This window comes from Actinoplanes sp. NPDC048791 (genome assembly GCF_040650095.1).
Lineage (GTDB): Bacteria > Actinomycetota > Actinomycetes > Mycobacteriales > Micromonosporaceae > Actinoplanes.
On the sequence record NZ_JBEZGQ010000235.1, the window covers coordinates 1 to 10,111 of the forward strand.

Here is a 10,111-nt window from a genome sequence, read left to right on the forward strand (position 1 = left end):
CCGGGCAGCACGGCCCGCAGCGCGGCCACAGCGCCGTCGAGTCGGGCGGCCAGAGCCTGCTCAGGCGACGCCCGCTGCCACACGTCGGGCAGGGCGCGGGCCACCATCGCCGGTGCGAAGGAGAAGAACAACGCGGTGACCGGTGCCGCCGGCACGGCTCCGAGCGGCGCGACCCGGCCCCCGAAGTAGCCCCGCCAGAACCCGCGCAGCCCGGCACCTTCGAACGCGGCCCGGGCTTCCGGCGCGAAATAGGTGACCGCGTGCAACGGCTCGTACAGCTGCCACAGGTCTCTGACCCCAGCGTCGTCAGGCATACCGATGATTCAAGGCCGGGGACACCGAGCCGTAAACGGCCAATCGCCCGGAAGCGGCTACTGCGTGAAGTAGGCGGCGCTCGCCGCGTCCGCCGGGTAGTACGACTCGATCGCGACCTCGTCCAGGGTGATGTCCATCGGGGTGCCGAACGTGGTGATGGTCGAGAACATCCGCAGCTCCCGCCCGGCAACGCGGAGGATCATCGGGATCACGACGTCGGCGTCGGCCCGGTCGCCCGGGGTGTCCCCCGCGGCGGGGGCCAGCAGCTCCTCGTACAGCGCGGTCAGCTCGGGGTCGGGCGCGGTGGCCAGCTGGCGGGAGATTCGGGTACGGAACACAGCCCGCACGTCACCCAGATTGACGACCAGCGGAGCGAGCCCACGCGGGTCCAGGCCCAGCCGCACCAGGTTGACCGGCGGCCGCAGCAGGTCCGGGGCGACCCCGGCGAAGAACGGCTCGACCGCTCGGTTGGTCATCACGATGTTCCAGCGCCGATCGAAGACCAGCGCCGGGTACGGCTCGTGCGCGTGCAGCACCCGGCGGACCGCGTCGCGCGCCGCGGACAGTGCAGTGTCGTCGAGCGGACGTTCCGCGTACCGGGGTGCGAAGCCGGCCGCGAGCAGCAGCCTGTTGCGATCGCGCAGCGGCACCTGCAGCTGATCCGCCAGCCGCAGGATCATGTCGGCGCTGGGCCGGGATTTCCCGGTCTCGACCAGGCTGACGTGCCGGGCCGAGACGTCCGCGGCGATGGCGAGGTCCAGCTGGCTGAGCCCCCGGCGGTGCCGCCACTGCCGCAGCAGCTCCCCCACCGTGTCCACGAACGTGCAGCGTACTCATCGTGGCGCAGGACGCCATGAACTCCCGTTTCATCGACAATCGCGGCGGCCGCGGAAACACTCCGTCCATGACTACCGACAACAAGGCCGTCATCCAGCGGGCGTTGGCCGCCCTGCTCGAGACGCGCGACGTCGACGCCCTCGCACCGTTCCTCAGCGACGGCTTCGTCCACCGCCGGCCGGATTCCACCTCCTCGACCAAGACGGAATGGCTGGCCGCCGTCCGGGCGGCGCTGGTGCCCCTCGCGGACATGCGGGTAGAGGTCCTGCAGCTGCTGGCCGACGGCGATCACGTGGTGCTGTGCACCCGGCGCTGGCTGCCCGGCGGGCCCGAGATCACGGTCGTCGAGGTCTGGCGGGTACACGACGGGCTGATCGCCGAGGGGTTCGAGATCATCGAGCCGGTGTCCCGGGCGGCCGCCAATCTGACCTGGTGGGAGCCTGCCTCATGCTGACCTCAACCAGATGCGGTGAACCTGACGTGCCGGAGCCCCGCCTGAACAGATGAAGGAGGGGCCGATGAGCGATGAGTTGCTGGTGGTCCGCTGCCAGCTGGGCGAGGGAGGCGTTCGCCGAGCTGGTCCGAGCTTGCCGCGGCGGAAAACGGGCACTGAAGGATCGGCCACAGAGAAGGCAGACAACGGCACCGAAGAAACGGCCGCATGGAAAGGCCGACAAAGAGCACCGAGGAAACAGCGGCGAAGCAAGGGGGCCCGGTGGCGAACAAGGAGCGACCGCCGATGACCGAGGACGGGCACTTCGTCGTCATCTCGGGGCGGCGCTGGCGGGCCACCGACCCCGCCATCCCCGAGGACGTGGCCGCACAGCTACGCAAGGCGTTGATGGCCGCTCGGCGCGACGTCGGCACCGCGCTGCGCGCAGGCGTGGACCCCGCACCGGCCCGCGCCCGCGTGCAGCTGGCCAAGGTCGCCCTCGGCGAGCGCGGCGTCCCCTGGTGGGAGCAGACGCCCGAGCAACGGCAGCAGCGCTGGGAGCAGGGCCTGCACGACCTGTCCCCCGTGCGAGCTACCCAGGAGTGTCCACCGTGCGGTGACGATTCCGGCGCGACAAATCCATAGCGTTCAACGTAGCCCGCGGCGCTCAAGCCGCGGACTTCATGGAGGAGTCAACATGCGTCTGGTGAAGCAGTTCCTGGCGGTTGCGGCGGTCGCCTTCGTCGGTGGCCAGGGTGTCGCCGCGGTGCAGGGGAACCCGTGGCTCACCCTGGTGCTCGGGCTTGTGACAGCGGTGCTCGCGGTCCTGGTCTACGCGTGGGTCGTACGGCGCACCGAGCACCGCGCACCGACCGAGGTGGCCCGGTCGGGGGCCGTCGCCCGGCTCCTGCGGGGCGCACTGATCGGGGCCGGGATGTTCGCGGCCGTCATCGCCAACATCGCCTTCCTCGACGGCTATCAAGTGCACGGCCTGAATTCGGTCACCGGCGCGCTGGGGCTGTTCGGGTTCATGGCCGCCGCTGCCGCGACCGAGGAGCTGCTGTTCCGGGGCGTCCTGTTCCGCGTCATCGAGGAACGCATCGGCACCTGGATCTCGCTGCTGCTGACCGGCGTGGTGTTCGGCGCGATGCACCTGGTCAACCCGGACGCGACGCTGTGGGGCGCGGCCGCCATCGCGATCGAGGCCGGTTTCATGCTCGCCGCCTGCTACGCCGCCACCCGCAACCTGTGGGTGCCGATCGGGCTGCACTTCGGCTGGAACTTCGCCCTGGGCGGTATTTCCGGCGCGGCGGTCTCCGGCAACGGCGAGTCCAAGGGCCTGCTGGACGCCACGTTCTCGGGCTCGACCCTGGTCACCGGGGGCGACTTCGGCCCGGAGGGCAGCCTGTACACGGTGGCGGCCGGTGTGGCCCTGACCGTCGTGTTCATGTGGCTGGCCCACCGCCGCGGTCACATCGTCCCGCGTCGGCGCCGCGCGGCCGCTGAGCCGGCGGCGACCGCTACAGTTTCCCGATGATCGACCTCGGGGGGGTCCCGGAACGGTGGCGGCGCTGGGACGTCACCGTCCGGGACCTCCCGTTCGCGCTCCTGCTGGTCGTCCTGTCGGCGGTGCCGGCACTGCACAACCGCGGCACCCAGCTCGGCGACCTGCCGACCCGCCCGGCCGACGCGCTGACGGTGCTGGTGGTCGCCCTGGAGTGCCTGCCGCTGGTCGTGCGCCGGCGTTGGCCGGCCCTCTGCCTCGGTCTGGTGTCGCTGGGCTTCGCGATCGACCAGCTCCGCGCCTATCACACGGCGGCGAGCATCGCGCTGCCCATCGCGCTGGTGAGCACGGCTCTGCATCTGTCCCGCCACCGGCGTACCACCGTGGTGCTGCTGTCCGTCGCGTACGTCCCGCTGGCCGTCGCGCTCGGCCGCAGCGGGTCGGTCGAGACCGTCGCCGACTTCATCACGTTCTACCTGGCGCTGGCCGTCGCGTGGGGCATCGGGGCCTGGCTGCGCCGGACCCGGCTGGCCGAGGCGGAGCAGCGCCGGCACGTCGCCGAGGCCACCCGTACGGCCGAACGCACCCGGATCGCCCGCGAGCTGCACGATGTCGTGACCCACCACGTGACCGCGATGGTCGTGCAGGCCGAGGCGGCCCGCTACCTGACCGCCGCGCCCGACCGGCTCGACGAGAGCCTGACCGCGATCACCGACACCGGCCGGCGGGCCATCACGGACCTGCGGCACCTGCTCGACCTGCTCAACCCCGACCACAGCACCGAGCCGCGCCTGCCGTCCGTCGGCGAGCTGCATACCCTCGTCGAGCAGACCCGGCTGGCCGGGCAGCCGGTCGAGTTCACCCAGGACGGCACCCCGGCGCAGACGACGGGCAGTGCCGAGGTCGCGGCGTACCGGGTGGTGCAGGAGGCGCTGACCAACGCCCTCAAGTACGCCCACGGCAGCCGCACCGTCGTGCACGTGCGCCATGGCGAGAAGGAGACCACCGTGGAAGTCAGCACCGACGGCCCTGGCTCGCACGCCATCTCCCCCGGCGGCAGTGGGCGGGGTCTCGCCGGGCTGCGCGAACGGATCGGGGTGCTCGGCGGCGAGTTCAGCGCGGGCCGGGGCAGCGGCGGCGGCTTCGTCGTGCGGGCCCGCATCCCCGGCGGGAGCCCGTCGTGACCGCGCCGCTGCGGGTGCTGATCTGCGACGACCAGCCGCTGATCCGTACCGGATTCACCACGATCGTCGGCGCCCAGCCCGACCTCGAGGTGGTCGGAGAATGCGGGGACGGCCGGGCGGCGGTCGAGCTCGCCGGCCGGCTGGACCCGGACGTCGTGGTGATGGACGTACGGATGCCCGTGCTCGACGGCATCGAGGCGACCCGCCTGCTGGCCGGCGCCGGGGTCGCCCACCCGGTGAAAGTGCTGGTGGTGACCACGTTCAACCTCGACGAGTACGTCTACGAGGCGCTGCGCGCGGGCGCGAGCGGCTTCCTGCTCAAGGACGCCCCGCCGGCGCAGCTGCTGCACGGCATCCGCACCGTCGCCACCGGCGCCGCGCTGCTGGCCCCCGAGGTGACCCGGCAGCTCGTGGGCCGGTACGCGGCCCGGATCCGGCCCGCCGAGGACACCCCGGACGACGTCGCGCTGACCCCGCGGGAGCTGGAGGTGCTGCGCCTGATCGCCGACGGCCGGTCCAACGGCGAGATCGCGGCGACCCTGGTGATCAGCCACGAGACCGTGAAGACGTACGTGTCGCGCATCCTGACCAAGCTCGGCCTGCGCGACCGCGTGCAGGCGGTGGTCTACGCCTACCGCAGAGGCCTGGTGACCTGAGGGCCGGCGGCCGGCTGCTGCTCGGTCGCCCACAACGCCAGCAGGCGCAGGTTGTCGTGCGAGGCGCTGCCCGGATCGGTGGTGTAGATGAACAGCGTCTGCTCATCGTCACCGGGCAACGCCAGCGCCTCGTACCGGATGGTGATCGGTCCGACGGCGGGGTGCACCATGTGTTTGCTGCCGTGGGTGCGTTCGTGCACCTGGTGCCCGTTCCACCACGTACGGAAATCCGCGCTCTTGATGGTCAGCTCCCCGACCAGCTCGCTGAGCAGCGGGTCGTCGGGGAACCGCCCGGCGTAGAGCCGCAGGGTGCCGACCACCTCGGCCGCCACGGCCGGCCAGTCGCTGAAGGCCTCCCGCGCGGCCGGGTCGAGGAACACCCACCGGGTGTAGTTGCGGTGCCGCGGCGGCAGCCGGGTCCAGTCGGTGAGCAGCGCCCGGGCCAGCGTGTTCGACGCCAGGACGTCCGTGCGGCGGCCGATGATGAAGGCCGGGTGCTCGGTCATGGAGGCGATCAGCTGCTGCAGGGCGGGCCGCACCCGCTGCACCGGTACGGGCTGAGCACGCCGACGGGCCGGACGGGCCAGATCAGCCAGGTGGGCCCGGGCGGCGGCGTCGAGCAGGAAAACCCGCGCCAGGGCGTCGAGGACCCCTTCCGACGGACTGGTGTGCCGGCCCTGTTCCAGCCGCGTGTAGTAGTCGACGCTCACCCCGGCGAGCTGGGCCACCTCCTCGCGGCGCAGACCCCGTACCCGTCGAGCGGACTGACCGGCCTGGCCGGTGAGTCCCACGGCCTCCGGCGTCGTGTCCGTCCGGCACTTCCGCAGGAAGTCACCCAGCTCCGCGCGTCCCACCATGCCTCCCATGATTGCCGTTGGCGGGCGCGCCGCCCAGGGGCTGGGTGGGCATGGCGTGCCCAGGCAGGGCTGGACCCGGCTGACCGTGTCCGGACCCCGGTCCGCGAACGCAGCATGGGATCCGTTCCACGGCCGGGGGACTTCATCGAAAGGTCAGCCTGAGGAGGCTCCCATGTCCCACCCCACCACCAGCCGCGCGACCTGGTTCGTCACCGGCGCCTCCCACGGCCTCGGCCGCGAACTGGTCGGGCAGCTGCTGGAGCGCGGGGCCAACGTCGCCGCGACCACCCGCTCCCCCGAACGGCTGACCGCGGACCTGGCCGGCGCCGACCCGTCCCGGCTGCTGGTCCTGCCCGTCGACCTGGCCGACGAGAAGGAGGTCAGTGCCGCCGTGGCCGCGGCGGACGACCGCTTCGGCGGGATCGACGTCGTGGTCAACAACGCCGGCTACGGCCTGCTCGGCGCCGTCGAGGAGGTCACCGACGCCGAGGCCCGGGAGCTGTTCGACGTGCAGCTGTTCGGGGCGTGGAACGTGCTGCGGGCCGTCCTGCCCGGCATGCGCGCACGCCGCAGCGGCCACATCATCAACATCTCGTCGATCCTCGGACTGACCGCGTTCCCCGGCTGGGGCCTGTACTGCGCGGCCAAGTACGCCCTGGAAGGCCTGACCGGCTCACTGGCGGCTGAGGTCGCGGACTTCGGCATCCGGGTGAACCTGGTCGAGCCCGGGTACATGCGCACCGACTTCCTGCGTACCGGAAGCCTGCGCCTGCCGGAACGGACCGCCGACGGCTACGACGCCGTCCGCGAGATGACCGGCACCCACCTGGCCATGCCCGGCACCCAGCTCGGCGACCCGGCCCGCGCGGCCACCGCGATCATCACCGTCGCCGAGTCGGGCACCGCGCCGCTGCACCAGATCCTCGGCTCGGACTCCTACGCCCTGGCCACGACCCGCATCGAGAGCCTGACCGCCGACATCGAGGCCGGCCGGGTGCTGGCCATCACCACCGACATCGCCTGAGGTGCCTATTCGGCGAGGCTGGGTGCGCGCCGCGACCAGCGGGACCGGGCTACCTCCTCGACGACGAAACGGGCGACGTCGCCCCGGGTGATCCTCCACCCGTGCTCAGGACAGGAGTTGTCGGTCACCCGGTACGCCCCGGTGGCCGGACGGTCCTGCAGGTACGTGGGCCGCACGAACGTCCAGTCGAGGTCGGTGGCGCGCACGAGGTCCTCCATGAGACTCATGTCGGCGTAGAGGTCCCGGCCGAGTGGCCGGACGAGATGGCGGTACCACCACGAGAAGTGGGGGTCGTCGTGTCGCACGCCGACCGAGGTGATCCCGAGATAGCGGGCGACGCCGGCTCTCTGCATCGCGGTGACAGTGGCACGGGCGCCGTCCGAGTAGAGGCCCAGGGCTCTGCGCCCGGAGGGGCCGACGGCGGACACCACCGCGTCCTGTCCACGGATCGCGTCATCCAGGCTGTCACTGTCGCGGACGTCGGCCCGAACCACCCGCAGGTTTTCGCTGCGGGTGGCCGGGAAGGTCTCCGGCGTCCGCACGGCGGCGGTGACCCGGTGCCCGGCTCGGCGGGCCTCCTCGACGCTGAGGAGTCCGGTGCGGCCGCCCCCACCGAGGACGACGATGTTCTTACTGCTGGCGTTCATGACGGACGCTCCCAGGAGATTGAACGGGGTCAGGCGGTGGCGGTGCGCGGCAGGAGGAACACCAGCGCGGCGCAGCACACACAGGAGGCGGCGACGATCAGGGCTCCGGCGACCAGGCCCGCGCCCGGGCCGCCGGCGGCGAAGAAGACGGTGCCCAGGACGGCGACGCCGAGGGCGGTGGCGATCTGCTGGGCGGCGTTGAGCGTGCCGGAGGCGCTGCCGACCTCGTCGGGGGCGGCAACGGCCAGGATGCGCTGGATCAGCGGGCCGAACAGCAGGCCCAGTCCGAGTCCGATGCCCAGCGTGGCAGCGGCCAGGGCCAACGCCGGCGCACCGGTTCCGACCGCGACGGCCAGCCCGGCGATTCCGAGGAGTTCCACCCCGAGCCCCAGGTGCAGCAGCGCGCGGCCCAGCCGGGTGGCCAGGGCCGGTGCGAGCAGGGAACTGACGGCGATCCCGGCGGCCACGGGGGCCAGCGCCAGCCCGGCGTGCAGTGCGGAGTAGTGCAGGCCCAGTTGCAGGAACAGCGAGAGGACCAGCATCAGCCCACCGATCCCGGCGAAGAAGACGACCGCCACAGCCAGACCGGCCACGAACGGGCGCTTGCGCAACAGGGCCGGGGCGACGATCGGCGAGGCACTCGTCCGCTGCCGCACCGCGACCAGCGCGAACGCGACCAGACCAGCGGCGAGCAGGGCGAAGGTCCACCAGGGCCAGCCTGCTTCCCGGCCCTGGATCAGCGGGAGGACCAAGGCCGCCGAGCCGGCCGCGACGAGCACGGCACCGACCGGGTCGAGCCGGGCCGTCCGGTCGCCGCGGTCGGCGGGCATCCAGGCCAGCGCCCCGAGTACCGCGAAGACGCCCAGCGGGACGTTGAGCAGGAAGATGAGCTGCCAGCCGAGGCCGCCCAGGTCCCAGGCGATCAGGACGCCCGCCAGGATCGGCCCGCCGATGCCGGCCAGCCCGCTGACCGGTCCGAAGAGGGAGAACGCCCGTCCCCGCTGCCGGACGTCGGTGAAGACCGCGGTCAGCACCCCGAAGCCCTGCGGGATCATCAGCGCGCCCAGGGCTCCCTGCACCACTCGTGCCGTCACGAGCATCGCCGGGGACACCGCGGCGGCACAGGCCACGGAGGCCAGCGTGAAGCCGATCGCACCGATGAGGAACAGCCGCCGGCGTCCCCACCGGTCGCCGAGCCGCCCGCCGATCACCAGCAGGACACCGAACGCCAGGGTGTAACCGGCGGTCATCCACTGCACGGTCGCCTCCCCGCCGCCGAGGGCCGCTCGCACCGTCGGCGCGGCCACGTTCATCACGGTCGCGTCCAGCAGATCCATCACCGCGGCCACCAGCACGACACTCAGCACCAACCAGCGCGTCTTCATCGTCCCCCCTCACTCTCACGAACGTCGTTCGTGACGAACAACGTTCGTGCCGAATGATGACCGTCGCGAACGCTGTTCGTCAAGTACGATGCCGGGGTGAGTACCACCACCGGGCGGACGCGTCCTGACAACCCCCGTACCCGTCCCGCCAAAGCGCCGTTGAGCCGTGAGGCGGTCGTGGAGGCGGCGCTGGCCCTGGTCGACGAGGTCGGCTACGCGGCCGTGACCATGCGACGCGTCGCGCAGGCCCTCGACACCGGACCCGCGTCCCTGTACGTCTATGTGGCCGATCGCGACGAGCTCATGGCCGGGGTCTACGACCTGGCATTGGGTCAGGTGGAACTGCCCCGCGAGGCCGACGGCGACTGGCGGGCCCGCCTCGAGCTGCTCGTCGGCCGAACCATCACCGCGCTGGGCGGCCATGACGACATCGCGCTCGTGGCGCTGACCAAAGTGCAGACCGGCCGTCACGCCCTGCGGGTGTCGGAGGAGATGCTGAGGCTGCTGCGTGCGGGCGGCCTCGGAGACGCCACCTGCGTCTGGGCGGCGGACCTGCTCGACCAGTACGTCACCTCGTCCGCCCTGGAACGCGCCGGCTGGCTGCGATCCCAGCGCGCCCTCGAGGCGTCGGCCTCCCCGGCGGACGCCACCGAGCAGGCCATGTCACACGCCGCCGGGGCCGAGCTGGACGCTGTCTTCGGCGCCCTGTCCCACGACGAATACCCGACCATCCACGCCCTGCGCGGATCGATGACGGCCGGCGGCGACAGCGAATCCCGCGCCGCCTGGAAACTGCGGGTCATCATCGACGGGCTGCTCGCCCAGCCCTGATACCCGCAGGGCATGACAGGGTCACCGATCCGTATTGGCCGCAAGCCCTCGCGGCCGGACGCTGGGAGCCGGAAGTTGACGAAAGGACTCCCAGATGAACGTCTTTCTCACCGGCGGATCCGGTTACCTCGGTCAGGCCACCATCGCTGCGGTGTCGCGCCGTGGGCACACCGTCGCGGCTCTGGCCCGCAACGAGCGCGCCGCGCAGATGGTCAGCAACGCGGGCGCCGTACCGGTGGCCGGCGGGCTCGGCGACCTCGACGCGCTGCACACCGCCGCCGGCCACTCGGACGCGGTCATCCATCTCGCGCAGGCCGACAGTGCCGAGGCCGATCTCGCCGCGACGCAGGCGATGCTGGACGGCGTCGGCTCCGGTGTCTACGTGCACACCGGCGGAACGTGGGTCTACGGCGACACCGACGGGATCGCCAACGAGAC

General features: G+C 72.1%; 12 protein-coding genes and 1 pseudogene. 8 read left to right on the forward strand and 5 right to left on the reverse strand.

Translation table 11 applies throughout. The annotated features are described in order from the left end of the window. Both AB0C29_RS18880 and AB0C29_RS18885 read right to left on the reverse strand, forming a co-directional pair. Nucleotides 1–314: pseudogene (locus AB0C29_RS18880) on the reverse strand (hypothetical protein); the annotation flags it as partial. Between the two features lie 57 nt (nt 315–371). After that, complete coding sequence (locus AB0C29_RS18885) at nt 372–1,133, reverse strand: helix-turn-helix transcriptional regulator (protein WP_360821752.1); 762 nt, start codon at nt 1,131–1,133, stop codon at nt 372–374. 86 nt (nt 1,134–1,219) lie between these two features. Between AB0C29_RS18885 and AB0C29_RS18890 the strand changes: the two genes are divergently transcribed. The 5 genes from AB0C29_RS18890 (at nt 1,220) to AB0C29_RS18910 (ending at nt 4,929) form a co-directional block, all read left to right on the forward strand. Continuing rightward, nucleotides 1,220–1,606 (forward strand): nuclear transport factor 2 family protein, encoded by a 387-nt coding sequence (locus AB0C29_RS18890; protein ID WP_360821754.1) that lies wholly within the window; start codon nt 1,220–1,222, stop codon nt 1,604–1,606. A 285-nt stretch (nt 1,607–1,891) separates the two neighbouring features. Next, nucleotides 1,892–2,230: a hypothetical protein gene (locus AB0C29_RS18895; protein WP_360821756.1), complete on the forward strand. Its 339-nt coding sequence runs from the start codon at nt 1,892–1,894 to the stop codon at nt 2,228–2,230. 52 nt (nt 2,231–2,282) lie between these two features. After that, nucleotides 2,283–3,122, forward strand: coding sequence for a type II CAAX endopeptidase family protein (locus AB0C29_RS18900; RefSeq protein ID WP_360821758.1), 840 nt, complete (start codon nt 2,283–2,285; stop codon nt 3,120–3,122). After that, nucleotides 3,119–4,273 carry a histidine kinase gene (locus AB0C29_RS18905; protein WP_360821760.1) on the forward strand — a complete coding sequence of 385 codons (1,155 nt, stop codon included), beginning with the start codon at nt 3,119–3,121 and terminating at the stop codon, nt 4,271–4,273. Before AB0C29_RS18900 ends, AB0C29_RS18905 begins: the two co-directional genes overlap by 4 nt. Continuing rightward, nucleotides 4,270–4,929: a response regulator transcription factor gene (locus AB0C29_RS18910; protein WP_360821762.1), complete on the forward strand. Its 660-nt coding sequence runs from the start codon at nt 4,270–4,272 to the stop codon at nt 4,927–4,929. The genes AB0C29_RS18905 and AB0C29_RS18910 overlap by 4 nt, the downstream gene beginning before the upstream one ends. On the opposite strand, the gene AB0C29_RS18915 is transcribed toward AB0C29_RS18910, so the two are convergent. Continuing rightward, the gene (locus AB0C29_RS18915) at nt 4,905–5,786 is read right to left on the reverse strand and encodes a helix-turn-helix transcriptional regulator (protein ID WP_360821764.1); all 882 of its coding nucleotides are present in this window, start codon (nt 5,784–5,786) and stop codon (nt 4,905–4,907) included. The two genes, AB0C29_RS18910 and AB0C29_RS18915, sit on opposite strands and share 25 nt — an antisense overlap. Nucleotides 5,787–5,958: 172 nt before the next feature. Between AB0C29_RS18915 and AB0C29_RS18920 the strand changes: the two genes are divergently transcribed. Next, a complete protein-coding gene (locus AB0C29_RS18920) occupies nt 5,959–6,810 on the forward strand; it encodes an SDR family NAD(P)-dependent oxidoreductase (RefSeq protein ID WP_360821766.1) in 852 nt (283 codons plus the stop codon). Nucleotides 6,811–6,815: 5 nt separating this feature from the next. Here the strand turns inward: AB0C29_RS18920 and AB0C29_RS18925 are convergent, their stop codons facing one another. Continuing rightward, nucleotides 6,816–7,457 carry an NAD(P)H-binding protein gene (locus tag AB0C29_RS18925; protein ID WP_360821768.1) on the reverse strand — a complete coding sequence of 214 codons (642 nt, stop codon included), beginning with the start codon at nt 7,455–7,457 and terminating at the stop codon, nt 6,816–6,818. A gap of 29 nt (nt 7,458–7,486) precedes the next feature. Further along, the gene (locus AB0C29_RS18930) at nt 7,487–8,842 is read right to left on the reverse strand and encodes an MFS transporter (protein WP_360821770.1); all 1,356 of its coding nucleotides are present in this window, start codon (nt 8,840–8,842) and stop codon (nt 7,487–7,489) included. Nucleotides 8,843–8,938: 96 nt separating this feature from the next. Here AB0C29_RS18930 and AB0C29_RS18935 point away from each other — a divergent pair, with 96 nt between their 5' ends. After that, the gene (locus tag AB0C29_RS18935) at nt 8,939–9,673 is read left to right on the forward strand and encodes a TetR/AcrR family transcriptional regulator (protein ID WP_360821772.1); all 735 of its coding nucleotides are present in this window, start codon (nt 8,939–8,941) and stop codon (nt 9,671–9,673) included. 94 nt (nt 9,674–9,767) lie between these two features. After that, nucleotides 9,768–10,111 (forward strand): NAD-dependent epimerase/dehydratase family protein (locus AB0C29_RS18940; protein WP_360821774.1); only part of this gene is annotated, 344 nt, incomplete at its 3' end.

Coding starts and splice junctions, on each gene's coding strand:
- AB0C29_RS18895 (WP_360821756.1), top strand. CDS start 1,892: ATGACCGAGGACGGGCACTTCGTCGTCATCTCGGGGCGGCGCTGGCGG.
- AB0C29_RS18920 (WP_360821766.1), top strand. CDS start 5,959: ATGTCCCACCCCACCACCAGCCGCGCGACCTGGTTCGTCACCGGCGCC.
- AB0C29_RS18905 (WP_360821760.1), top strand. CDS start 3,119: ATGATCGACCTCGGGGGGGTCCCGGAACGGTGGCGGCGCTGGGACGTC.
- AB0C29_RS18925 (WP_360821768.1), bottom strand. CDS start 7,457: ATGAACGCCAGCAGTAAGAACATCGTCGTCCTCGGTGGGGGCGGCCGC.
- AB0C29_RS18915 (WP_360821764.1), bottom strand. CDS start 5,786: ATGGTGGGACGCGCGGAGCTGGGTGACTTCCTGCGGAAGTGCCGGACG.
- AB0C29_RS18890 (WP_360821754.1), top strand. CDS start 1,220: ATGACTACCGACAACAAGGCCGTCATCCAGCGGGCGTTGGCCGCCCTG.
- AB0C29_RS18900 (WP_360821758.1), top strand. CDS start 2,283: ATGCGTCTGGTGAAGCAGTTCCTGGCGGTTGCGGCGGTCGCCTTCGTC.
- AB0C29_RS18930 (WP_360821770.1), bottom strand. CDS start 8,842: ATGAAGACGCGCTGGTTGGTGCTGAGTGTCGTGCTGGTGGCCGCGGTG.